This window comes from Pseudomonas chlororaphis subsp. piscium, from assembly GCF_003850345.1.
Classification (GTDB): domain Bacteria; phylum Pseudomonadota; class Gammaproteobacteria; order Pseudomonadales; family Pseudomonadaceae; genus Aquipseudomonas; species Aquipseudomonas piscium.
Map to the genome: position 1 here is coordinate 1,551,366 of NZ_CP027707.1, position 23,603 is coordinate 1,574,968.

Below are 23,603 nucleotides of genomic sequence, written 5' to 3' on the forward strand. Positions count from 1 at the left end.
CGAAGGAGGGTAGTGCGCAGGCGCAATGGACAGAAAAGGTCCGTGGGCGATTGGGCAAATGTGCCGATTTCGTCTTGCTTAGACGGGAAAAGTCTCAAGCTGCGAGGCGGCGAAAGGCGGAATCTGTTTTTCGTTTCCAACGCCTGTCGGCCCCGACCGACTCAACTAACAAGGACAAGACCATGAGCCGTAAAGCCATCCACTGGAGCGGTGTGTTCCCTGCTGTCAGCACCCAGTTCAAAGCTGACTTTTCCCTGGACCTGGACGCCACCCACAGCGTCATGCGCAACCTGGTGGCCGACGGTGTGTCGGGCCTGGTGGTGTGTGGCACCGTGGGCGAAAACACCTCGCTGAGCACCGCGGAAAAACTCTCGGTGATCGAGGTCGCCAAGGACGCCGCCGGCGGTCGTGTACCGGTGATCGCCGGGATCGCCGAGTTCACCACCGAGTTCGCCCGCAACACCGTGCGCGAAGCGGCCAAGGTCGGGGTCGACGGGGTGATGGTGATGCCGGCCCTGGTGTATTCGGCCAAGTCCCATGAAACCGCCGCGCACTTTCGCAGCATCGCCACCGGCACCGACCTGCCGGTGATGGTCTACAACAACCCGCCGATCTACAAAAACGACGTCACCCCGGACGTGCTGATCGCCCTGCAGGACTGCGAAAACATCGTCTGCTTCAAGGACTCCTCCGGCGATACCCGGCGCTTCATCGACCTGCGCAATGCCGTGGGCGACCGCTTCGTGCTGTTCGCCGGCCTGGATGACGTGGTGGTGGAAAGCATCGCCGTGGGCGCCGAGGGCTGGGTCTCCGGCATGTCCAACGCCTTCCCGAGAGAGGGCGAAACCCTGTTCCGCCTGGCCAAGGAAAAACGCTTCGAGGAAGCCCTGGCGCTGTACCGCTGGTTCATGCCGCTGCTGCACCTGGATGCGCGTCCGGACCTGGTGCAGTGCATCAAGCTCTGCGAGGAACTGGTCGGCCGCGGCTCCTCGATCACCCGCCCACCCCGCCTGGCTCTGCAGGGCGAGACCCTGGCCGAGGTCAAGGCGATAGTCGCCAAGGCCCTGGCCGAGCGTCCGCAATTGCCCGACGTCGGTCTGTAAGCCCGCCGACAGGACGCTCCCGCGCGCTGGGTGGCGGGGGCGCCCTGGTCTACGAGAAGAACAATCAGGTACTCGCGCAGTGCCGTGTTTCACCACGCCGGTACCCCGTCCGCGGGAGGCCGGCGCGACATTCGATCTGCCTACTCCAATAACTCAATAAGAAGGCGCGCCTATGTCAGGCCAAGGCAAATTCAAGAAACAGCTCTCTCTGGTTGACCTCACCTTCATCGGCCTGGGGGCGATCTTCGGTTCCGGCTGGTTGTTCGCCGCCAGCCATGTCTCGGCCATCGCCGGGCCGGCGGGGATCTTCTCCTGGCTGCTCGGCGGTTTTGCCGTCCTGCTGCTGGGCATCGTCTATTGCGAGCTGGGCGCGGCCTTGCCGCGAGCGGGCGGGGTGGTGCGTTATCCGGTGTTCTCCCACGGGCCGCTGCTGGGTTACCTGATGGGCTTCATCACCCTGATCGCGTTTTCCAGCCTGGTGGCCATTGAAGTGGTGGCGGCGCGGCAATACGCGGCGGCCTGGTTTCCGGGGCTGACCCATGCCGGCAACAGCAACCCGACCATTCTCGGCTGGCTGGTGCAGTTCGCCCTGTTGTGCCTGTTCTTCTGGCTCAACTACTCCAGCGTCAAGACCTTCGCCAAGTCCAACAACCTCATCAGCCTGTTCAAGTTCGTCGTGCCGCTGCTGGTCATTGGCGTGCTGTTCACCTTCTTCAAACCGGAGAATTTCCACGTCCAGGGCTTTGCTCCCTTTGGGCTGTCCGGCATCGAAATGGCGGTCTCCGCCGGCGGCATCATCTTCGCCTACCTGGGCCTGACGCCGATCATTTCGGTGGCCAGCGAAGTGCGCAATCCACAGCGCACCATTCCCATCGCGCTGATCCTTTCGGTCCTGCTCTCGACCCTGATCTACGGCCTGCTGCAACTGGCATTCCTCGGCAGCATTCCCACCGAGATGCTGGCCAGCGGCTGGAGCAGTATCAGCAAGGAATTCTCCCTGCCGTATCGCGACATCGCCCTGACCCTGGGCGTCGGCTGGCTAGCCTATCTAGTGGTGGTGGACGCGGTGATTTCCCCCAGCGGCTGCGGCAACATCTACATGAACGCCACGCCACGGGTGGTGTACGGCTGGGCGAAGACCGGGACCTTTTTCAAGATATTCACCCGCATCGACGAACAGTCCGGCATCCCGCGCCCGGCGCTGTGGCTGACCTTCGGCCTGTCGGTGTTCTGGACCTTGCCGTTCCCGTCCTGGGAAGCGCTGATCAACGTGGTGTCGGCGGCCCTGGTGCTCAGTTATGCGATTGCCCCGATCAGCGTGGCGGCGCTGCGCAAGAGCGCGCCGGACCTGCCGCGGCCGTTCCGGGTCAGCGGCTTCGGCCTGTTGGGGCCGGTGTCCTTTGTCATCGCCGCGCTGATCGTCTACTGGTCCGGCTGGAGCACGGTGTCCTGGTTGCTGGGCCTGCAGATCCTGATGTTCGTCATCTACCTGGGCTGCAAGCGCCTGGTGCCCACCGACCACCTGAGCCTCACCGAACAGGTGCGCTCGTCCCTGTGGCTGATCGCCTTTTACGCCCTGACCATCGTCATTTCCTACCTGGGCAGCTTCGGCGGTATCGGTGCGCTGACCCATCCCTACGACACCCTGGCCGTCACGCTTATGGCCCTGTGCATCTACTACTGGGGCGCCAATACCGGGGTGCCGGGCAGCAAGTTGGTGCTGGAAGGGGAAGACGAATGACTGCTAGGCATTTCACGCCATTTATTCAGAGAGGTAACCCATGCCTGTAACAGGACAACTGCTGATCGGCCAATCCCGCGTGCGTGGCGGCCACGGCGAAGTACATGCGCTGGCCGCCACCACTGGCGAGGCCCTGGCGCCGAGTTTTGGCGGCGCCGGCCCGAATGACCTGGAGCGCGCCTGCGCCCTGGCCGAAGCGGCGTTCGACCGCTATCGGGAAACCAGCCTGGAACAACGGGCGGCGTTCCTCGAGAGCATCGCCAGCAACATCCTCGCCCTGGGCGACGAGCTGATCGAGCGCTGCATGAGCGAGACCGGCCTGCCTCGCGCCCGCCTGGAAGGCGAGCGGGGGCGCACGGTCGGCCAACTGCGCTTGTTCGCGGCGGTGGTGCGCGACGGCAGTTTCCTGGAGGCGCGCATCGACCCGGCCCAGCCGGAGCGCCAGCCCTTGCCCAAGGTGGATCTGCGCTTGCGCCAGATCGCCATCGGGCCGGTGGCGGTGTTCGGTGCGTCGAACTTTCCTCTGGCGTTTTCCGTGGCTGGTGGTGACACCGCCTCGGCGCTGGCCGCCGGTTGCCCGGTGGTGGTCAAGGCGCATTCGGCGCACCCGGGCACCTCGGAACTGGTAGGGCAGGCGATCCAGCAGGCGGTGCACAGTCACGGCTTGCCGGAAGGGGTGTTCTCCCTGCTGTTCGATTCCGGCCGCAGCATTGGCCAGGGGCTGGTGGCGGACAGTCGGATCAAGGCCGTCGGCTTTACCGGTTCGCGCAGCGGCGGTGTGGCGCTGATGAAGATCGCCGCGGCCCGCGAGGAGCCGATTCCGGTCTATGCCGAGATGAGTTCGATCAACCCGGTGCTGCTGTTGGCCAATGCGCTGGCCGAGCGGGGCGAAGCCATCGCCAAGGCCTTTGTCGGCTCCCTGACCCTGGGCGCCGGCCAGTTCTGCACCAACCCGGGGTTGATCCTCGCTGTCGACAGCCCGGCGCTGCGAGCATTCGAAGCCGCGGCGGCCGCATCGCTCAAGGTGGCGCCGGCGCAGACCATGCTGACGCCGGGCATCCACGCCAGCTACTACCAGGGTGTCGAGCGGCTGCTGCGGCATGCTGAGGTGGACACCCTGGGGCAGGGCGTCGACGGCGAGCGTTATCAGGCCCGCGCCGCGCTGTTCGCCACTTCGGACGAGGCCTTTATGGCCAGGGTGGAGTTGCGGGAAGAAGTCTTCGGCCCGGCCTCGTTGATCGTGCGCTGCACCGACGCGGCCCAGATGAAAGCGCTGCTGGCGAGCCTGGAAGGTCAGTTGACCATCGCCCTGCACCTGAGTGACGACGACCATCCGCAAGCCCGGGAACTGCTGCCGTTGCTGGAGCGAAAGGCCGGCCGCCTGCTGGTCAACGGTTTTGGCACCGGTGTCGAAGTCGGCCATGCCATGGTCCATGGCGGGCCATTCCCAGCCACCTCGGACACGCGCACCACCTCGGTGGGCAGCCTGGCGATCCAGCGTTTCCTGCGCCCGGTGTCCTATCAGGACGTGCCGCAAGCACTGCTGCCGCAGGCCCTGCGCAGCGACAACCCCTGGCAGATTCCGCAGCGCCTCAACGGCGAACGTCCACGTTGAGAGGGTTGTAGCGAGTGCGCCGGGTTGGCTGCGTGCTGCTCAGGCGCATTTCACCCAATAGGTTTTACGTCGCCCCCGCCTTATAGAGGCGGTTTTGTCTTCACTATCATGAGGCAGTGAAATGTCCGAACTCATCACCCTGTCCCTCGACCAGGTCCGCGACCTGTCCCTCAAGGTGCTGACCCGCCACGGCCTGTCCGATGCCCATGCCCGGGCCATTGCCGAGGTCATCACCCAGGGGCAGCGCGACGAGTGCCACTCCCACGGGGTGTATCGCCTGCTGGGCTGTGTGCGCTCCGTGCGCGAGGGCAAGGTCGACCCGCTGGCCGAGCCGAGCCTGCGGCATATTTCCGCGGGTGTGCTGGAGGTGGATGCGCACTACGGCTATTCCTTGCTGGCGTTCCAGACCGGTCTGCCGTTGCTGGCGGAAAAGGCCCGCAGCCAGGGCCTCGCGGCCATGGCGATCAAGCGCTGCTTCCACTTCTCGGCGCTGTGGCCGGAGGTCGAGGCGATCGCCGCCGAAGGGTTGGTGGGCATCGCCATGAACCCCAGCCACAGCTGGGTGGCGCCGGCCGGAGGCAGCAAACCGGTGTTCGGCACCAACCCCCTGGCCTTCGCCTGGCCACGACCCACGGGCCAGCCGTTCGTGTTCGACTTCGCCACCAGCGCCATCGCCCGCGGCGATATCGAACTGCACGCGCGCCAAGGCAAAGCCATCCCCGAACACTGGGCCATCGATGCCCAAGGCCAACCCACCACGGATGCCAAGGCGGCCCTGCAAGGCGCCATGCAAACCTTCGGCGGACACAAGGGTTCAGCCCTGGCGGCGATGATCGAACTGCTGGCCGGCGCGCTGATCGGCGACCTCACCAGCGCCGAGTCCATGGCCTTCGATGACAGCGTCGGCGCGGCGCCCTGCCACGGCGAACTGATCCTCGCGTTCGACCCCAAAGTGTTTTTGGGCGAGGACTATCAGCAAGGTCTGGCTCGAGCCGAAGGACTGTTCACGGCCATCACCGAGCAAGGCGCGCGGCTGCCGTCGCAGCGGCGCTTCGAGGCCAGGGCGCGCAGCGCGCGACACGGCGTGCAGATCCCACTCGCGCTGTTCAACGATATCCAGGCGCTGTTGGCGTAGTAACCACGGTCCCCTGTAGGAGCGAGGCTTGCCCGCGATGGCGTCGGTGGCCTTCAGAAAGGGATTGCTGCCTGGAACAGGGTGGATGCCTGTGGTGGCCTGGTCGCGAGCAAGCTTCGCTCCTACAGGTGTCTGCGTGTCAGGGGGAAGTTCTGCTACTGATATCCGGCGATGCCGACGCCAACCTGCTACTTTCACTGCGGCGTTTTTTACCCTCGGTGAATATGGAATGGATATCCAGTTGATGAACCTCCACTTCGAAACCCCCAACCTGCTGCTCCGCCCGCGTACCCTCGAACACTTCGAGGCGTGCATCGCCATGGACCTCGATCCGCAAGTCACCCGCTACCTTCCCGGCCCCTGGGACGGTGGCGAGGAGCACCGCGATTTTGTGCGTTCGCGTATCGAGCGCGATTTTGGTGAGCACTGCGGTTACTGGGCGATCTTTGCCAAGTCCGCGCCGGAGGAGTTTCTCGGCTGGGTGTCGTTCATTCCCTACGAGGCCGTCGGCCCGGAACTGGAAATGGGCTGGCGCCTGGTGCGGCGGGCATGGGGCAAGGGCTTTGCGTCCGAGGCGGCGGGGCGCATCGTCGAGCATGCTTTTCTTGGGGCTGGAGTCGAGCGCATCGTGGCCGATGCCCATGCCTTGAACCAGGCCTCGTTGGCGGTGGCGCGCAAGCTGGGTTTTCGATTTGTACGGGATGGCGAGTTCGAGGGGCTGCCGAGCAAGTTTTTCGAGATGACCCGGACGGATTTCGACGCCCAAGGACGTTGATCTGCCGCCGCTGATTGGCTGTTTGTCGCCACTGCGTTGTCGCTATCTGCCGGCCGCTGTCAGGTTCAGCAAGCAGACAGTTTCGAGCTGTTAAAACACTCCGTACGCCTGGCAGGAGCCGGGTGGTTACAGGGGGCGTTGTCAGCAGTTCAAACGTCGGCGTCAAGCGCCGGGGAGGCAGCATGTTGTTACGTTACACGGCTCTGGTGGCGGTGGTCGTAGTGGCCTCCGGGTGTGTGCAGGAACGGGTGGTGCATGAGCGGCGGGTGGTCGAACGCGCGGCGCCGGTGGAGTACGTCGAGGTGGTTGCGCCGCAGCCACCGCCGGTGCGGGTCATCGAAGTCGAACCCATGCATCGCCCGGGTTATGTCTGGTCCCGGGCTTACTGGCACTGGGATGGCCGGCAGTATGTAGCGGCCCATGGTCACTGGGAGCCGTTGCGTCCCGGGTACCATTATGTGCACCCGTTCTGGGAGCCTCGCGGCGATGGCTGGCACCTGCATGTGGGTGGCTGGGCCAGTTGACCGAGGGCGAGCCGGCGCGCAGGCAAACCGATGAAAACGACCCGAACGGGTCGTTTTTTTGTGCTCGGCAGAGCGTTGCGGGCCCCGCTGTCAGGAGCGCCACGAACCTTCGGGAAGTTCGACCTCTCGTTGCGCCTCCGCCAGGGCCGCGCGCAGCCCCGGTTTATCCAGCGGGATGCAGTAGGCCGGTTTGGCCCGTTCAAAGCGCCAGCTGTCCGCCAGGCCGCCGCCATCGACAGCGTCGAAACCCAGCTCATCGAGCAATTGCACGACCTGCGCCTTGGCCTGCGGATCGTCGCCGGCAATCGGCAGGGCACGACGATCAGGGGCGCCGTTGGGACGGCCGTCGGTCAGCAGGTCCTGGGCGAGGATGGCATTGAACACTTTCACCACCCTGGCGTCTTCGAGGTGCTTGGCGAGCAGTTGGCTGGTGGTGGTTTCGAAACGGTCCAGGGCCTCGATATGGCCGTCGCGGGACGGGTAATAGTTGTTGGCGTCCAGCACCGTCTTGCCGGCCAGCAGGGCTGTGGGGAGGCTGCGGTAATGGGCCAGCGGGATCGCCGCCAGCACCAGCTCGCCGAACTGCACGGCGTCTTCCACGCTGCCGATGCGGCTGCCGCGAATGCCACTGGCCACGCTACTCATGGTCTGCGGACCGCGGGAGTTGCTGAGCATCACCTCATGCCCCGCCGCCAAGGCCAGTTGCGCCACGGCGCGCCCGATAAAACCTGCTCCGATAATGCCGATACGCATGTCCATGCTCCGTTGAAAGGGTCGAGCGGCTATGATGATTCACCACCAAGTGGCGATAAATAAGCATCTGGTACTTGGTCTTGTTACTGGGAGTGTTGAATAGTGGATCGTCTGACCAGCATGGAAGCCTTTGTCGCGGCCGCCGAAAGCGGTTCCTATGCCCGTGCGGCGACTCGCCTGGGGCTGTCGCCGCAGATGGTCGCCAAGCATGTCGCGGCGCTGGAGCAGCGGCTGGGCGCGCGCCTGCTCAACCGCACCACGCGCCGGCAAAGCCTGACCGAGCTGGGCAGTGCCTACCTCGAGCGCTGCAAGCACATTCTCGGCGAGGCCCAGGCCGCCGATTCCCTGGTGCAGATCATGAACGCCACGCCCCGGGGCAAGTTGCGCATCAGCGCGCCAGTCACCTTCGGTTCCTACAGCCTCATGCCCTTCGTGACAGGTTTTTTGCGCGAGCATCCGGAGGTGGAAATCGACCTGCACCTCACCGATCGCTACATCGATCTGGTGGAGGAGGGCTACGAGGCGGCCTTTCGTATCGGACCCCTGGCCGATTCCAGCCTCACCGCCAGGCCGCTGGCGTCCTATCGGCTGATTGCCTGCGCGGCGCCTGCCTACCTCGCCGCACGGGGCACGCCACGGGTGCCGGCCGATCTTGAGGAACACGAGTGCCTGGGGTACGCCTACTGGTCACGGCCGGCGGACAACCAATGGCAGTTCCGCCGCGACGGTCAGGTGCATGAGGTTCAGGTGCGCAGCCGCTTGCAGGTCAACGAGAGCAAGGCCCTGCTGTCGGCGGCCGTGGATGGCTTCGGCATAGTGCTGGGGCCGGCGGATTTTCTCGAGCCGGCGCGGGCTGCGGGGGAGTTGGTGCAGTTGCTACCCGGCTATGAGGCACCGAGCCGCGCGATGCATCTGCTGTACCGGCCGGACCGGCAGATGACCGCCAAGCTGCGGCACTTCGTCGATGCGGCTATCGCTCGCTTTGGCGCCTGAGATCACTGCCGAAACCCCTCGCAGCGCTCTAGACCATAGGTCTTGAGAACCATACTTTTTTGTAACCTATACCGTTCGTCCGACGGATGGGTTTGGCAAGCGCCTGCCCGTCAGTCATTCTGGAGGGCGAGATGTCCTAGTGCCACTACTGCATTCATGGCTGCCGCGTCCCCCCAGCCTCCCTGCGAAAAGGTTGTTTATTGTGATGATCGCGTTATCCCGGCCCGAGGTTGTGTATGCCTGACAAGGCGATTGCCGAGGAGCGGCGCCTGGCCGCCCTGCATGCCCTGGAGTTGCTGGACACCGCCAGTTGCGAGAATTTCGACCGGATCTGCCGCATGGCGGCCGAGTACTTCAAGGTGCCGACCGCCTTGATCAGCCTGGTGGACCGCGATCGCCAGTGGTTCAAGTCGCGGGTCGGCTTCGATGAGCCGCAGACTCCCATCAGCCAGTCGTTCTGTGCCTTCACGGTGCAAGGCCGCGAGGTGCTGGAGGTGCGCAACGCGGCGCGCGATCCGCGCTTCCACGACAACCCCTTGGTGACCCGGGACCAGGGCATCCGCTTCTACGCCGGGGCACCGCTGTTGACCGCGTCCGGTTATGCCATCGGCAGCCTGTGCATCATCGATAAGGTCGAGCAGCAGTTGAGCATCGTCGAGCGCCAGCAGTTGCGGGACATGGCGGCGATGGTCATGGAGCAGGTCGAGCAGCGCCAGCGCCTGCGTCGTCGCGACCCGGTCAGCGGCCTGGCCAATCGCGAGCAGTTCCAGGGCGACCTGCGGGACCTGGCCGAGCACCACCTCGGCGAAAAGCGCGTGCTGGTACTGATCGATGCCCTGGACATGAAGGTCGCCCACGAACTGACCCTGGCCCTGGGGCTGGCGCCTTTCGAGGCCATCATCCGTTTTCTCGCGCTGCGCCTGCAGGAATACCTGGGGCGGCATGTGCGGGTCTATCACGTGTCGGTCAAGCGCTTCGGCTTCCTGCTGCCGGCGCCGGCCCAAGGGCTCAATCAGCTGCTCGATGCCCTGGTCAGTCGCCTGCGCCGCCAGCCGCCCGGGCTGGGGTTTCCCATGATTCCCACGGTCTGCGCCGGGACCGTGGAGTTCGAGATCGATACCCAGTCGGTGGACGATGCCTTGCGCAAGGCCATGTTCGCCCTGGAACTGGCCATGGCCAGGCGCAGTTTCTGGGCGCATTACGATGCCGGGCGCGATCACGCCCAGCGCCGCGCGTTCAACCTGGCCTCGGACCTCAACGATGCCTTGCGCAGTGGCCAGATCTACCTGATGTTCCAGCCACGCTTCGCCCTGCCCGATGGGGCCCAGGTGAGTGCCGAAGCCTTGTTGCGCTGGGAGCATCCGTGGCTGGGGCCGATCTCTCCCGCCGAGTTCATTCCGGTGATGGAGCGCAACGGCCTGATTCATCAGGTGACCCGCTGGGTCATCGACACGGTGTTGAGCAAGTTGCGCGGCTGGGGCCTGCCCGAGAGCAGCAAGCTGTCGATCAATCTGTCGCCCAAGGATTTCGAGGACCAGGATATCGCCGAGCTGATCCGTCGCGCCTGCGAGCGGCACCGCATCGACCCACGGCGGCTCGAAGTGGAGATCACCGAAGGCGAGTGGCTGCGTTCCAACCCGAATGTCCTGGCGCAGCTGACGCGCATTCGCGAGCTGGGCATGGACGTGGCCATCGATGATTTCGGCACCGGCTACAGCAACTTCGCCTACCTGCACCAGATCCCGGCCAATGTGGTGAAGCTCGACAAGTCGATGATCACCGACCTGGAGCGCAACACCCAGCACCAGAAGATCACCCGCTCGATCATCAGCCTGGCCCGCGAGCTGGGTTATCGCACCGTGGCCGAGGGCATCGAGAGTTTCAAATGCCTGCAGATGCTGTACGCGTTTGGCTGCGATGAAGCCCAGGGTTATTTCCTCGCCAGGCCGATGCTGCAGGAGCGCTTCCTGGCCTGGAGCGGGGCGAATCGTTTTCCGCTGCAGCCCTGCGTCTAGGACAGGCCTGCGGCTCGCCGACGAGCCTGTGCCTTAGCGGGTCTGGTCGAGGGCCTTGGCCATGGCTTCTCCCGCCAGGGCATGGACCTTGCGGGTCGGGTGCCATTCATCCCAATAGAAATATTCGTTTGGATGGGCGCATGCCGGCTTCACCTCGGGGTAGGTCGGCTGGCATGGCCGGTCGAGCTGGGCCAGGCCATGTTCGGTAGGCTGGCGGCGCAGCTGGTCGCTGAAGGCGATGTGGTCGAAGTAGGTGATCCGTACATCGAGCTTTTTGCTCTCGGCCACCAGCAGCGGTGGCAGTTGCCATTCAAGTATCTGCTGATAGCGCAGCGCCTGTTCGCTCTGCCCGCTGGCCACCACCGCCGGGGCATGGCGTAGGTCGGTGCTGCCGACCACCAGGAAATGCCTGGCGCCGGCCTTGGCCAGGCGGCCGACGGCATTCTGGATATGGCCGATGCTGCTGGTGGCCAGTTCGTCGATCGGCTCCTTGTGGCCGAAGTCGGCGTGCTCGAAAAAGTCGTTGGCGCTGATGAAGATGAAGTACAGCGCGCGAGGGTCGGCCTGGCCTTTGGCGTTGGCCAGGTAGTCGTCGATCTGCCCGCTCACTCCCGTGTCGCGGTACGCGGTCATCCAGGCGTAGTAGTTGTTCTGCCCACTTTTCGCGCCACCAACGGCGTGGTCGGTGAGGGGCAGCCGCAGGCTTTTGGCAAGTACTTCGACGGCGGTCGGGCCGTTGCTCCAGCGGCCTTGCCAATACAGCTCGCCGGGCAGTTGCTGAGCGTCCTTGAGCTGGTGGGCGAGCATGTCCCGGGTCAAGCGGTCGCTGGCGCCGTTGTCAGAGTAGCTGTCGCCGAAGGCGTACAGATGATCGAACGAAGGGCCGGCCAGGCAGCTGCCGGTGGCCAACGAAAGTGCGAGCAAGGGAGCGAGCAGGATCTGGCGCATGGGCGGTCTCTACGGTGAAAGGCGAGGGCTCATCGTAGAAGTTTCGAGCGCTGCCGATGCACCGGATGCGACCTGGGTGTAGCCGTGCTCGTCCGCGCGTGTCTGTGGACGACCTGTACGACTAAAGTCTCATCGCGACGAACGGGCGAGCAAAGCCTCGACCTTTTGTCGGAACGCCTCCAGCGCGGCCTGCTCTTCGGCGCTGTATTGCTTGGCGCTTTCATGCAGCGCGCAGACGGTGCCGAACACCTCGCCATCGGCATCGCGCACCGGGTAACCCAGGTAGTTGCTCAGGCCGAATTCCACCTCGTCCTCGTTGCCCGCCCACTCGGCTTCCAGCCGTGAATCCTTGACGTACAGCGGCTGGCCGCTGTCCACCACCCGCTCGCAATACAGCGCCTGGCCGTTGTGCGCGAGGCTGCTTTTCTGGCCCTGGGCGCCAATCGGATAAGTATCCTCATGTCGCCCGCCCGAGGCTTCGACCTGCATGTGCTGGGGCAGCGAACGCATGATCAGAATGGAGCTGACGCCCAGCTGCCTGGCCAGGGCATCGATATCGGCCTGCAGCGAGTCGAACAATGGGGAAGATTTGGCCACCTGGGCCTCCTGTCTGTTTAGCCTGGGGAGGGCCGACTATAACGGGGTGGGTGGGGCGCTTTTAAATACCGAATGGGTCCTTGCTTATATTCGTTTGCGGGTCATTTGCCCGAGCGCTAGCCGGTTCAGCGTTGAGCGGCCACCCACAGCATCATGGGCCGCTCACGTTCTTCGATCAGGGCGGCGTGTTCAGTCTTGCTGCAATACCTTCAATGCAGCCGAAGCGAGAAAACCCGAGCGGCTCTTCGCTTCCGGGTGATGCAGCACGTATTCGTCGATGCGGTTCAGCAGGTAGCCGGGCAGGGTGATGTTGAGCTTCTGCGCCTTGCCCAGGTACTTGGTGACATCGATGTCGATCAGCGCCCAGGTGCAGCCTGCGTACTGAGGGTTGGCCGCGTGCAGGGTGACCTTGTTGGCGGACGGGATGGCGGCACCGTCTTCGGCGAGAATCTCGAAGTGCCCTTCGATGGCTTCGCGGGCCATGGCCATGGCGTCATCGAGGTCGTCACCGGCCGAGAAACAGCCAGGAATGTCGGGGACTTCCACGCCCCAGGCGTGTTCGTCATCGCCCATTGAAATTGCAATCGGGTAAAGCATGTGTGGAACCTCCAGGGCGCAGTGAATCACCTTCACATGAGCAGCGCCTGTTTCAGAATGCTGATGGCGGTTTTTCTCAGCAGGTCCTTTTTGGGATGTGGAACTGTCACCAGCCCCGGTTTACTGGGGGGCCTGAAAGGGTGGTGACTGCCTCTGACCCTGACCAGATACCAACCGTCTGCGACGATTTGGCCGATCAAATACCGACTGTTCACATCACCTCCTTGTGATGTCTGGTGGTTACTATACCTACCAAAAAAATGTGTTCAATACCTGGCCCGCCCGACGGTCGTTGGCAGGGGAACTCCGCAGGCTGAAGTGTAGAAAGAGCGAGTTTGGAACGCGGCGGATAAGAGCGCTGGCTGTGTTGCAGGATCCTTCTCGAACCGCGATATCTGCCGAAGTACTGGCCAAGCTGATTTTGTTGAGGGGCGACAGGAATACAGATGAGCGGGCCTGGTCAGCATCTTTGAAGATGAGCGAACCCGGTCGAGGCGCTGGAGGACAGCACGGGGCTATTCGGGGCTATTGCCATTTCCGTGCTCGTTCATCGTGGCCGCAGGTTGATAAAGCGCCCATAAAAAAACCGGTCACTCGAGGACCGGTTTTTTTGTTTCTGCATCCCTCGTCGGCAGGGCCTGACGCTGGACTCGAATGAAGTGGAGCGGGTGAAGGGAACAGCGCCCGATATCTAACTTTTTGATTAACAAAGATTTTTGTGGATGCAGATACCGTATTGGACTACATCGTGGACTAGATTCCTCCATATCAGCGGCATCGACGCCCAGACGCTGCAGTCCCTCACCGTCGAATGGGCATTACGATGCTACGAAGCTTTCAGGACGGTTGTCCTCGACAGGAATACGTAGAACATCGCATGTAGTGAAAGGGGGGCATAGTCCGACTCTCCTGGGTGGCGAAACCAAGAACGCAGGTTGAGCGAGTTGGGCAGGAGCCAGACCGTATTGTGGCCCGGCAAATCTGGGGCTTGGGTGCGATGCAGTACGTCGGGCCTATGGCTCTTTCCTCGAACACCGAATTCGCACCATCCGGTTCCTCATGCGGTGCCTCGCTATTTCGCAGATGAGTGAGCACGTTGTTCCTTTTAGGAATCGTCCTACTGCTTGCGACGCCTATCTACTGTAGTTTTCCTGCCTCCTGACTTTCTCGAACGTCATGAATGCCCGCACGGTTCGCCTCGTCGAGTCATCGATGTTTTTGCATGGCGCGTGACAACGGGGGGGCTGCCCTTCGACGCATACCGAGGTAGAGAATTTACCGTGAAGACCCCAGTCATCGCCGGATTGATTCTGGCCAGTTTCACCCTGCTTTTTTCTGCTTTCTCCCAGGCCGGCATCAACCTGGAAAATACCCGTGTGGTGCTTGCGGCACCGAGCAAGGAAGCGTCCCTGGTGATCAAGAACAGCGCGACCGAGGACCTGATGTTCCAGGCCTGGGTCGAGTCGGCCGACAAAAGCGAGGATGTGCCTTTCGCCATCACCCCGGTGCTCAAGCGCCTGGCTGGCGAACAGCAGCAGGTGTTGCGCATCCTGTACAGCGGCAAAGGCCTGCCGACCGACAAGGAGTCGGTGTACTGGCTGAACGTGCGGGAGGTTCCGCAAAAGTCCCGGGAGGAAAATACCCTGCAAATCGCCTTGCAGCAGCGCCTCAAGCTGTTCTACCGGCCGGCCGGGCTACCCGGCAAGGTCACGGAGGCCCCGCAACAGCTGAAGTGGCGCCTGCTTGCCAAAGACGGCAAGCCCTATCTGGAAGTGACCAACCCGTCGGCTTTCCACCTGTCTTTTGCCGCTATCACGCTGCGGATGGGAAACAAGAGTTTCACCGCGCCGATCGATATGATCGCGCCGGCCACGACTTCTCAGGTCGAGATTGCGGAACTACCGAACGGCGTCCAGGCCAACGACCTCCAGGTTGAATTCGAAGTCATCGGCGATTTTGGTGGAATCCTCAAATACGACGGCGCCATTTCCGGCTGAGGCCAGGCGTCATCTGGTGGCGACGAGAGAGTTTTCACCACTTTTCTTTAGCCATCATTGACTTGTACCTGGGCTCTAAATGGGGCTTGGGAGAGGGGGCTGTATATATGCGCAAACTGATACTCACCTTGTTGTTCTTATCCGGTCTGTCTGCTCAGGATGCATTCGCGGCTTGCAGCTGGATGGGTACTCCACCGCAGCTTACAAAGGATATTACTCTTCCCTCTAAAACGATCATCAAGGCAGCCGCCATTGGGCAGGAGCTTGCCAAGCATAGATTGAAGCTCTGGCCTTATCAGACCGTCCAATGCTCTGGGCCAGGTAATGTTGTCTCTATTGTGGCGGACACTGCGTTGTTGCCTTCGGCGCTGCCAAATGTTTATGAAACAGGTATCGAGGGCGTCGGGGTCAAGTTCTGTCTGACACTGGGTTCAGGTACCACAACTTTCTGTGTCCCATATTCCTTTCAAATCGTGCTGAATGGAATGCCGGCTGTGCCCGACTTAATGGATGTTGTGTTCGTTCGTACCGGTCGTGGCGTAGCATCGGGAAATGCCTCTATGAAGTTCAACGTGACATGGGCAGTCGGTGGTTTATCAGTTGTGGTCAGATCACAAGGTGCTACCGAACTGGTCAACGATATATTTTTCGCTGGATGTGAATCAGTAGGAGCGGCGGTCAATGTCCCCATGGGCAAGCAGACTATCGACAACCTCAAGAAGGGAAGCGTCAAAGAGGTGCCATTCAACTTCGATGTCCGCTGCGAAGGCTTGAAACCTGACACGAAAGTTCCGGTAAAAGTCTACTTCGAAGGCAATTCTCAGGCCGACGGCCTGCTCAAACTTGCCCAGCTAGGTCAGGCGGGGGTCGCATCGGGGGTGGGCATTTCCCTGGTCAACGACAAGGGCGTCAAGTTGCCATTTGCTATCTCCAGGTCCATCGCCCTCGATTGGAACCGGGAGATCGCGGAAGGCTCCATTTACCGATTCTCCGGCAGTGCCAAATATGCCCCCACAGGTGGCGAGATAAAGCCGGGCAAGGGCGATGCGACTATGAGCTTCGTTCTCAACTACAACTGATCGTCATCGGTGGCGAGCACATATTCTTCTGCTCGCTGGCCCCTTCGTGCCTGGTCGGATGTGGCCAATTACTTCCAGATTCGGGCCTTGATGCCCCAGTCACTGCGCAGCAGGTAGCGCTGGGCCGGCTTGAGTTGCTCCAGCAAATAGCGAACCACCTCGATGGCCTGGCAGAGCTACCACATCCAGGTCGGAGGCAGGACTCTGTTCAAGGCCGGGCACGACCACCAGCGCATAGCGGAACATTTGATTGAACCAGCCGCGAACCTTCTCCGCTACCGAAAGTGCCTTGCGCCGCTCGATGTTGCCAATGACTTCGAGCAGATCGATTCGCTTGACCTCGTAAATCGAGCGATGGCCCAGCATCGGCAGCACATCATTGTCGAAGATGCGCGGGATCATTGATTGGGTGGTCTGGCGTCCTTCTTCGTATGTCAGCCCGCGATGCGCGAGCCATTTCACAAAGACTGCCTTGAAGGTGTTCTCGTCGGCCAGGCGAACGGCCGCTCGTTTTTGCTTTCGGTCGCGGTGTGGATTGATTCCTTGGCCACCAGCGCACGGGCTTCGTCGCGCAGGACGCGGGCATCGCGCAGCGACAGTTCTGGGTACGTACCCAGGGACATCCGCTTTTGGATGCCATGCCATTGATAACGGAAGTGCCAAGATTTGCCCCCACCCGGCGCTACGGCCAGTGAGAGTCCATCCAGATCTGCGAGGCTGTATGCCTTGCCGGTGGCCTTGGCCTTGCGGACAGTGAGGTCGGAGAGCGCCATGTTCCAGCTCCTGAATTTGAGTCAGGAACCAGATGCTGATCACAGTCGATCCGCACTCCCAGCAACAATCCGAACACCGCGCCACCCTAAAGATGGACTAAATAATGGACTAAAAAGTCCCGGCTTGGCGTGGATTTCAGTGGACGTCTCTGGATCGAGTCAGAAGAGAAAAGTGTTTATCTTCAATGACTTGAGATGCGCAGTGGACGTTCTTGGAAACCCTTGGAAAGTTGAAGTGGAGCGGGTGAAGGGAATCGAACCCTCGTTATCAGCTTGGGAAGCTGGAGTAATGCCATTATACGACACCCGCTCGGAGCGGCTGACTTTGTACCAGAAGTGCGCGCGGATTTGAAGTTTTTCTTTGCCGGGCCTGTGTTTGCGAAGCGGCGGGAAATGCACGCAGGCACGCTTCTACGCCGTCATCGCGGCGACGGGGCGAAGACCGGCTTGCGGTCTATCGCGGGCAAGCTCGCTTCTGGGGCAGGGGACGAGTTGCTCGCGATGACGTCACTTCAGATAGCCAGGGCATGGTGGTCCTGCAGGTAGTGATAGCGCGGACGACTGGTGTGCTGGGTCGGTTTGAGGAACCCCATCAGCGCGTTACGGCTGTCCCGGCAGGCGGCCTTGTGTTCCATGTCGAGGAAGTGCCCGGCGGCCTGGATGGTGCTGAACGTCGAGTGCCGGACGTGGTTGCCGAACAGCCGGGCGTCATTGGCGGCGGTGTATTCGTCCCATTCACCGTTCATGAACAGCATCGGTACCTCGATGTTCTTCGCCGCTTTCAGGTAGCACTGGCGGTCGCTGTTGAGGATATGGCTGATGTGGAAGTGCATCTGCCCGTATTCATGCTCGGCCAGGGTGCTGACATGGCGATAGTTGAAACGCTTGAACAGCGACGGCAGGTGCTTGCCGATGGTCTCGTTGACCAGGTGCCCGACACGATCGCCGTCCAGGCTGCCGAGGTAATCGACGCCGCGTTCGAGGTAGTCGCGCATCGGCTCGTTGATCACCGGCGAGAACGAGCTGATCACCGCCTTTTCAATGCGCCGCGGGCGTTGTGCCAGGGCGAGCAGCGTCGGCGCGCCACCCCAGGAGAACGACATCACGTGCTCGGCGGCGAAGTGGTCGATCAGCTCCAGCAGGATCAGCCCCTCGACTTCCTTGGTGAGCATTTTCTCGTGTTTGTTGTGGGCTTTCGAACGACCGGCGTAGGGCTGGTCGTAGAGCACCACATTGAATTGCGGATGCAGATTCTTCACGGTCTGCGCAAAAGACGCAGTGGTGGCCATTGAGCCGTTGACCAGAATGATGGTCTTTTCTGCGGCATCTGCGCGATAGAACTCCGTGTAAACCCGATACTGACCTTGTATATCCAGCACAGCGATTTCTGGCCTCATGTCATAAGACTCCTGGCAAGCGGGTATGCGCGCAACCGAGGGTGCACGAGATTTGTGACAGGTAGGCATACGCCTGGAATTTTTAGCCCATGTCGATCCGCACAGATGGTCGACGGGTGTTGTTATAGGCGGGCAATTTGCCGGACAACAGGAATGAGCACAGGCGGCTCGGACGGCAAAGGATTTCTTAGAGTATGTTCGTGACTCATCGGTCACATTTCGGCCGACGGACTGATTCAAGCAGGGAGAACGCAGTCTCGCAAGTGCCGTTGGTAAATTGTTCGACAATTTCGGCTGAATGGTGACGACCGTCGTCGATGGCTTACAGCCGCTAGAGAAATTGCAGGCAATCAGATCAGGCGGATTTCTTCATCGGTCAGCGATCGGTACTCGCCAGGCGCCAGGTTTTCGTCGAGGGCCAGCGGTCCCATGCGTTCGCGGTGCAGGCGCAAGACCTTGTTGTCGAAATGGCCGAACATGCGCTTGACCTGGTGATAGCGGCCTTCGACGATGCTCAGCCGCGCGCACCGGGGGCCGAGGATCTGCAACTCGGCGGGCAGGGTGGTGAGGTCCTCGAAAGCGAAGTACAGGCCCTGGGCGAAAGTCTCGGCGTACTCCGGGCCTATGTCCTGTTCCGTCTCGACGTAATAGCGCTTCGGCAGTTTGGTCTGCGGCTGGGTCAGGCGCCGTGACCAACTGCCGTCGTTGGTGAGGATCAGCAAACCGGTGGTGTTGTAGTCCAGGCGCCCGGCGATGTGCAGCTCGTGCTTGTCCGGTTCGTCCAGCAGATCGAGCACGGTGCGGTGTTCGGGATCGCGGGTGGCGCTGACGCAGCCCATGGGTTTGTGCAGCATGAAATAGCGTGGTGGCTTGCCGGCCTGCAGCACTTCGTCGTCGAGCTCGACCCGGCTGAACTCTCGCACCTCGGCGTGGGGATCGCTGACCACCTGACCGTCGATACGGACGCGCTTTGCCACCAGCAACAGGCGCACCTGCTGGCGGTTGAAGCGGGGCAGGTTACTGAGGAAACGGTCAACGCGCATGGCTATCGGCAGGCTGGCAAAAGGCTGCGCATCTTACGGGATCGGCCTGGCGGCCGCTTGCAGTTGCGCGTCGACCTGGGCACAGCGCGGACACAGGCAGGCGCGATCGCGCAGCTCCGGCGGCAGGGCTTCGAGCACCGCCGGGTCGATGCTCACGCTGTAGCACCAGCAGGCCTGGTCAGCGGTACGCGGGTCGGCCAGGCTGCAGTCATTGCGGGCGCCGCAGGCCGGGCAGAGGGTGGGGCTGTTCAGGGTCGGTTCATTCATAACTGGAGTGAGGCATTTCCACGCAGGTTCGGTTACGGCCGGTCTGCTTGGCACGGTACATCGCATGGTCGGCGCGCGACAGCAGGCTGTGCAGGGTATCGTCCGCCTGCAGCGTGGTCACGCCGATACTGACGGTCAGCCGCAGATTCTTGCCCTCATAGGCATAGCTCTGTTGCTCGATCAGCAGGCGGATCTTCTCGGCAATCTTCAGCGCCGTGGCGCCGTCGGTGTCCTTGAGCAGCACGATGAACTCTTCGCCGCCCCAGCGGCAAACGATATCGGATTGGCGCAGGCAGCTTGCCAGGTGCCGGGCGAAGCCGCTCAACACCTGGTCGCCGGCGAGGTGGCCGTGGGTGTCGTTGAGGCGTTTGAAGTGATCCAGGTCCAGCAGCAGGGCGGTCAGCGGCTTGGGTTCGCGCTGGGCCTCATGCATGGCCTGGCCAGCCAGCAGGTCGAAGCCGCGACGGTTGGGCAGGCCGGTGAGGCTGTCGAGGGTGGCCTGGGTTTCGATCTTGCGCTGGAAACGTCTGATCACGCCGTTGAGCAGGGCCAGCACGATCAGGGTGATCACCAGGCAGATCAGCAGATTGAGGTACAGCGAGCGGCGGATATCGCCCAGCGCGCTGCCCTCGTGCTTGTCGACGAACAGGTACCAGTTCAGCTCGGGAATGAAGCGCACATTGAGAAAGTGCCCCTGGCCCTGGGCGTTGTATTCATAGCTGCCGCTGTGGGGCTTGGGCAGCTTGGCCTGCAGGTCGTGCAGGTTTTCCAGTTCGAGCAGCGACTGGCCGGCCCGCGCGCCTTGCGGACCGCCTTCGGCCCCGGTGAGGACGATCCGGCCCTGGCTATCGGCGAAATACACACTGCGCTGATAACGCTGCTGGTAGCGGTCGATCAGCTTGATCACCGTATCTACCTTGAGGCCGACACCAGCGACGCCGATGAAATTGTCCTGGTAGTCGTAGACCTTGTAGTTGATGAAAAACGTCAGGTTGTTCTGGTTGGCCTGGTCCGGATCGACATTGATCTCATACGGCGTGGCCATGTCGCGGACGCGAAAATACCAGGCGTCGAGGGGGGTATCAGGATTGATTTTTTTCAGCACACCCTTGGCGTGGTAGTAGGTCAGGGTGCTGTTGGAGACGAAGAAGGCGGTGTAGGCGCCGTAGTGGGTCATCACCTCGTTGAGGTAGCGGGTCATCTGCTCGGGGTCGCGTTCGCCACCCATCACCCAGTCGCGCATGAAGGTATCGCGGGACATCATCGAAGAAATCAGGATCGGTCGTACCAGGTCTTTCTGGATCTCCGAATACAGGGTGTCGGAGGTCAGCGGCAGCTCGGTGTTGACAATGTTGTCGCGGATCGAGGTCCGCGAGGCGTAATAGCTGAGCAAGGAAGTGGCCATAAAACCGCAGCCCAGCAGCGCGATGAGCGTGATGATCAACCAGCGTTGCGAATACAGCGGGGAACTAAGCGGCATGGGCGACTCCGTGGCAGTGACCCGATGCAAGCATTCTAGTGGCAGTGCCGGTGAGTAGCTGCGTCATTCGATAGCTCGCCAGTAATGGCACGCAGGCCGCAAAAACCGGGCATTTTCGGATCCAAAATCCTTGCGTGGCGACTTGTATCAAGGTGTAACGAAAATCGCACCAGACCCCGTTTTCGCGGTCAGATATTCCGTCAGCCAGAACATCCTTGGCTGCCGCCGGCCAGCGTCGTTGGCATGGCTCATCAGCGGTCCAGGAGGCCGCCATGTATCGTCGAATTCTTCTCACTGCGTTCCTGGGTTTGGCTCTTTCTGCCTGCGTTCCCTATTACGACTACGACGGAGGTTCCACTTACTACCGCTCTGAGGTCTATACGACGCCGGCGCCGGTCTACTACGGCGGTTCCTATTATTCTTCCGGCCGCGGCTATTACGCGCCGCGTTATTACCAATCTGCGCCTCGGTACTACCAACCAGCGCCCCGGTACTACCAGCCCCGGTATTACCAACCGGCACCGCGTTACTACCAGTCGGCGCCGCGGGCGGTTTACCGCACCTACCCGAACCGGGGCTGGGATGGCCACCGCCAGGGCTGGAACAACGACTACCGGCATGACGGCCGCCGCGACTATGACGGCCGGCGTGGCGATCGAGACTGGAGCGATCGCGGTCGCGACGATCACCGCCGTGACCGTCATCACAACCGCTGATCTACCACAACGAAAAAGCGGCGCCTGGAGCGCCGCTTTTTTATGGCTGACCTTCAGAGCTGATTTTCAAAAGTCTGACAGATCGGCCAAGGGGTGACGGCCTTCCCAGGCCTTGTGGAAATGTGCCTGCACCACAGCGTCGGGGATGCTGTTGATGTCCGGCCAGTGCCAGTGGGGTTTGTGGTCCTTGTCGATCAAGCGTGCCCGCACCCCTTCGCTGAATTCGGGATGCCGGCAGCAGTTCAGGCTCAGGGTGTATTCCATCTGGAACACCTGGGCCAGGGACAGGTGCCGGGCCCGCTGGATCTGCTCCCAGACCAGGCAGGCGGTCAGCGGGCAGCCTTCGCTGAGGGTTTTCGCCGCTCGCGCCAGCAGGGTATCCGAGTGATTGTGCAGCTGGCTGATGACCCGCCAGGCACAGCGTACGTCGCTGACGTCCAGCCACTCGTCGATCTGCTGGCGCCGTGGCAGCCACTGGGCCGCGGGCATCTGTTCCATGGCCTCCTGTTGCAGGGCCTTGAGCAGGCTGTTGAGCTGCATCGGCGTCTGTTCCTGCCAGTTGAGCTGCAGCAACCCGTCGATCAGCGCTTCCTGCTGATCGTCCCGCAGGAAACGGTCGGCCAGGTCCAGGTCGATGGCATCACGGCCGTTCATATGCGCGCCGGTCAGGCCGAGGAACAGCCCGAGCTTGCCCGGCAGGCGCGAGAGGAACCAGCTGGCGCCGACATCCGGGTACAGGCCGATACTGATTTCCGGCATCGCCAGGCGGCTGCTCGGCGTGACGATACGAATGCTGGCGCCCTGCAGCAGGCCCAGGCCGCCGCCGAGCACATAACCGTGGCCCCAGCAGATCAATGGTTTCGGATAGGTGTGCAGGCGGTAGTCGAGACGGTATTCCGCAGCGAAGAATTGCGCGGCCAGTGGCGGCACTTCGCCGGGGTTGGCCAGGCAGGCCTGGACCAGGCTGCGCACTTCACCGCCGGCGCAAAAGGCCTTGGCGCCGTTGCCGCGCAACAGCACACAGACCACTTGCGGATCCCTGGCCCAGGCTTCCAGGCGGTCGCTCAACAGGTGGATCATCGGCAGGGACAAAGCGTTGAGGGATTGTTCGGCATCCAGGCTGGCAATTGCGATGCGCGCGCCGTCGGTGCCGGTGAGTTCTTCGAAGTGCAGATTCATCGTGACCTCGATCGGGAATTTGAGCGTTCAGTATGATCGCTATAGGCGAAAGTGGCGGTTCTGCGTCAGATCAATTGACAAGCGTGGTGGGCTTTCCTAGGGTGCGCCCATTGATTTTACCGGGTGCAACCATGACCGATGACGACCGTATCAAACTCGAACCCAGCTGGAAGCAAGCACTGCGTGCCGAATTCGACCAGCCTTACATGGCGGAGTTACGCGAGTTCCTGCGTCAGGAACATGCCGCCGGCAAGGAGATCTACCCGCCGGGCCCGTTGATTTTCAATGCGCTGAATTCGACGCCGCTGGATAAGGTCAAGGTGGTGATCCTCGGCCAGGACCCTTACCACGGTCCGGGCCAGGCCCACGGCCTGTGCTTCTCGGTGCAGCCGGGCGTACCGGCGCCGCCGTCCCTGGTGAACATCTATAAAGAGCTCAAGCGCGACCTGAACATCGACATGCCCAACCACGGCTACCTGCAGAGCTGGGCCGACCAGGGCGTGCTGATGCTCAACACCACCATGACCGTGCAGCGGGCCAACGCGGCTTCCCACGCAGGCAAGGGCTGGCAGTACTTCACCGACCGGATCATCGAAGTGGTGAGCCAGCACCAGCCGCACCTGGTGTTCCTGCTGTGGGGTTCCCACGCCCAGAGCAAGCAGAAGCTGATCGATGCCACCAAGCACCTGGTGCTGACCTCGGTGCACCCGTCGCCCCTGTCGGCGTACCGCGGCTTTATCGGTTGCGGGCATTTCAGCCGGACCAACAAGTACCTCGAGCAGAATGGCGAAACGCCGATCGAATGGCGGTTGCCGCCGGTTTGATGGGGTTTTGAAGGCCCCATCGCGGGCAAGCCTCGCTCCTACAGAAACAACG

General features: G+C 62.1%; 22 protein-coding genes, 1 tRNA gene and 1 pseudogene. 12 read left to right on the forward strand and 12 right to left on the reverse strand.

Annotated features, from left to right (window positions below; translation table 11 throughout):
• The first annotated feature begins 182 nt into the window (after positions 1 to 182).
• The 6 genes from C4K38_RS07100 to C4K38_RS07125 all read left to right on the forward strand — a co-directional run bounded on the left by C4K38_RS07100 (position 183) and on the right by C4K38_RS07125 (position 6,893).
• Positions 183 to 1,103: a dihydrodipicolinate synthase family protein gene (locus C4K38_RS07100; RefSeq protein ID WP_053277787.1), complete on the forward strand. Its 921-nt coding sequence runs from the start codon at positions 183 to 185 to the stop codon at positions 1,101 to 1,103.
• A 172-nt stretch (positions 1,104 to 1,275) separates the two neighbouring features.
• The gene (locus C4K38_RS07105) at positions 1,276 to 2,844 is read left to right on the forward strand and encodes an APC family permease (RefSeq protein WP_053277788.1); all 1,569 of its coding nucleotides are present in this window, start codon (positions 1,276 to 1,278) and stop codon (positions 2,842 to 2,844) included.
• Between the two features lie 40 nt (positions 2,845 to 2,884).
• Positions 2,885 to 4,459 (forward strand): aldehyde dehydrogenase (NADP(+)), encoded by a 1,575-nt coding sequence (locus tag C4K38_RS07110; protein ID WP_053277789.1) that lies wholly within the window; start codon positions 2,885 to 2,887, stop codon positions 4,457 to 4,459.
• Positions 4,460 to 4,580: 121 nt separating this feature from the next.
• Positions 4,581 to 5,594, forward strand: coding sequence for an Ldh family oxidoreductase (locus C4K38_RS07115; protein ID WP_053277790.1), 1,014 nt, complete (start codon positions 4,581 to 4,583; stop codon positions 5,592 to 5,594).
• Positions 5,595 to 5,838: 244 nt separating this feature from the next.
• Positions 5,839 to 6,369, forward strand: a complete 531-nt coding sequence (locus C4K38_RS07120; RefSeq protein WP_053278331.1) for a GNAT family N-acetyltransferase — start codon at positions 5,839 to 5,841, stop codon at positions 6,367 to 6,369.
• Between the two features lie 182 nt (positions 6,370 to 6,551).
• Positions 6,552 to 6,893, forward strand: a complete 342-nt coding sequence (locus C4K38_RS07125) for a YXWGXW repeat-containing protein (RefSeq protein ID WP_053277791.1) — start codon at positions 6,552 to 6,554, stop codon at positions 6,891 to 6,893.
• Positions 6,894 to 6,983: 90 nt separating this feature from the next.
• On the opposite strand, the gene C4K38_RS07130 is transcribed toward C4K38_RS07125, so the two are convergent.
• Positions 6,984 to 7,646, reverse strand: coding sequence for an NADPH-dependent F420 reductase (locus tag C4K38_RS07130; protein ID WP_053277792.1), 663 nt, complete (start codon positions 7,644 to 7,646; stop codon positions 6,984 to 6,986).
• Positions 7,647 to 7,748: 102 nt separating this feature from the next.
• On the opposite strand from C4K38_RS07130, the gene C4K38_RS07135 reads away from it, so the two are divergent.
• Positions 7,749 to 8,639, forward strand: coding sequence for a LysR family transcriptional regulator (locus C4K38_RS07135; RefSeq protein ID WP_053277793.1), 891 nt, complete (start codon positions 7,749 to 7,751; stop codon positions 8,637 to 8,639).
• 236 nt (positions 8,640 to 8,875) lie between these two features.
• Complete coding sequence (locus tag C4K38_RS07140; RefSeq protein WP_053277794.1) at positions 8,876 to 10,654, forward strand: putative bifunctional diguanylate cyclase/phosphodiesterase; 1,779 nt, start codon at positions 8,876 to 8,878, stop codon at positions 10,652 to 10,654.
• A 33-nt stretch (positions 10,655 to 10,687) separates the two neighbouring features.
• Here C4K38_RS07140 and C4K38_RS07145 read toward each other — a convergent pair whose 3' ends face one another.
• The 4 genes from C4K38_RS07145 to C4K38_RS07160 all read right to left on the reverse strand — a co-directional run bounded on the left by C4K38_RS07145 (position 10,688) and on the right by C4K38_RS07160 (position 13,011).
• Entirely contained in the window at positions 10,688 to 11,602 is a 915-nt protein-coding gene (locus C4K38_RS07145) for an SGNH/GDSL hydrolase family protein (RefSeq protein ID WP_053277795.1), read from the reverse strand.
• A gap of 129 nt (positions 11,603 to 11,731) precedes the next feature.
• Entirely contained in the window at positions 11,732 to 12,199 is a 468-nt protein-coding gene (locus tag C4K38_RS07150) for a GAF domain-containing protein (RefSeq protein ID WP_053277796.1), read from the reverse strand.
• Positions 12,200 to 12,388: 189 nt separating this feature from the next.
• Entirely contained in the window at positions 12,389 to 12,796 is a 408-nt protein-coding gene (locus tag C4K38_RS07155) for a type II toxin-antitoxin system HicB family antitoxin (RefSeq protein ID WP_053277797.1), read from the reverse strand.
• 32 nt (positions 12,797 to 12,828) lie between these two features.
• Positions 12,829 to 13,011: a type II toxin-antitoxin system HicA family toxin gene (locus C4K38_RS07160; RefSeq protein ID WP_053277798.1), complete on the reverse strand. Its 183-nt coding sequence runs from the start codon at positions 13,009 to 13,011 to the stop codon at positions 12,829 to 12,831.
• 1,065 nt (positions 13,012 to 14,076) lie between these two features.
• On the opposite strand from C4K38_RS07160, the gene C4K38_RS07165 reads away from it, so the two are divergent.
• Both C4K38_RS07165 and C4K38_RS07170 read left to right on the forward strand, forming a co-directional pair.
• Positions 14,077 to 14,793, forward strand: coding sequence for a fimbrial biogenesis chaperone (locus C4K38_RS07165; RefSeq protein WP_053277799.1), 717 nt, complete (start codon positions 14,077 to 14,079; stop codon positions 14,791 to 14,793).
• 107 nt (positions 14,794 to 14,900) lie between these two features.
• A complete protein-coding gene (locus C4K38_RS07170; protein WP_053277800.1) occupies positions 14,901 to 15,872 on the forward strand; it encodes a fimbrial protein in 972 nt (323 codons plus the stop codon).
• Positions 15,873 to 16,040: 168 nt separating this feature from the next.
• Here the strand turns inward: C4K38_RS07170 and C4K38_RS07175 are convergent.
• From C4K38_RS07175 to C4K38_RS07200, 6 genes and pseudogenes are all read right to left on the reverse strand, one after another.
• Positions 16,041 to 16,645: pseudogene (locus tag C4K38_RS07175) on the reverse strand (tyrosine-type recombinase/integrase); the annotation flags it as partial.
• Positions 16,646 to 16,881: 236 nt separating this feature from the next.
• Positions 16,882 to 16,955 (reverse strand) — tRNA-Gly (locus tag C4K38_RS07180).
• A 202-nt stretch (positions 16,956 to 17,157) separates the two neighbouring features.
• Positions 17,158 to 18,042, reverse strand: a complete 885-nt coding sequence (locus C4K38_RS07185; RefSeq protein WP_053277803.1) for an alpha/beta fold hydrolase — start codon at positions 18,040 to 18,042, stop codon at positions 17,158 to 17,160.
• Positions 18,043 to 18,392: 350 nt separating this feature from the next.
• A complete protein-coding gene (locus C4K38_RS07190) occupies positions 18,393 to 19,085 on the reverse strand; it encodes a pseudouridine synthase (protein ID WP_053277804.1) in 693 nt (230 codons plus the stop codon).
• A 33-nt stretch (positions 19,086 to 19,118) separates the two neighbouring features.
• Positions 19,119 to 19,337 (reverse strand): cysteine-rich CWC family protein, encoded by a 219-nt coding sequence (locus tag C4K38_RS07195; protein WP_274302222.1) that lies wholly within the window; start codon positions 19,335 to 19,337, stop codon positions 19,119 to 19,121.
• A 7-nt stretch (positions 19,338 to 19,344) separates the two neighbouring features.
• Positions 19,345 to 20,832 (reverse strand): sensor domain-containing diguanylate cyclase, encoded by a 1,488-nt coding sequence (locus C4K38_RS07200; RefSeq protein ID WP_053277806.1) that lies wholly within the window; start codon positions 20,830 to 20,832, stop codon positions 19,345 to 19,347.
• A 272-nt stretch (positions 20,833 to 21,104) separates the two neighbouring features.
• Between C4K38_RS07200 and C4K38_RS07205 the strand changes: the two genes are divergently transcribed.
• Positions 21,105 to 21,548 (forward strand): hypothetical protein, encoded by a 444-nt coding sequence (locus tag C4K38_RS07205; RefSeq protein ID WP_053277807.1) that lies wholly within the window; start codon positions 21,105 to 21,107, stop codon positions 21,546 to 21,548.
• A 66-nt stretch (positions 21,549 to 21,614) separates the two neighbouring features.
• Here C4K38_RS07205 and C4K38_RS07210 read toward each other — a convergent pair whose 3' ends face one another.
• The gene (locus tag C4K38_RS07210) at positions 21,615 to 22,727 is read right to left on the reverse strand and encodes an enoyl-CoA hydratase/isomerase DspII (RefSeq protein ID WP_053277808.1); all 1,113 of its coding nucleotides are present in this window, start codon (positions 22,725 to 22,727) and stop codon (positions 21,615 to 21,617) included.
• A 131-nt stretch (positions 22,728 to 22,858) separates the two neighbouring features.
• On the opposite strand from C4K38_RS07210, the gene ung reads away from it, so the two are divergent.
• Positions 22,859 to 23,551 (forward strand): uracil-DNA glycosylase, encoded by a 693-nt coding sequence (gene ung, locus C4K38_RS07215; protein ID WP_053277809.1) that lies wholly within the window; start codon positions 22,859 to 22,861, stop codon positions 23,549 to 23,551.
• The last annotated feature ends 52 nt before the right edge of the window (positions 23,552 to 23,603 follow it).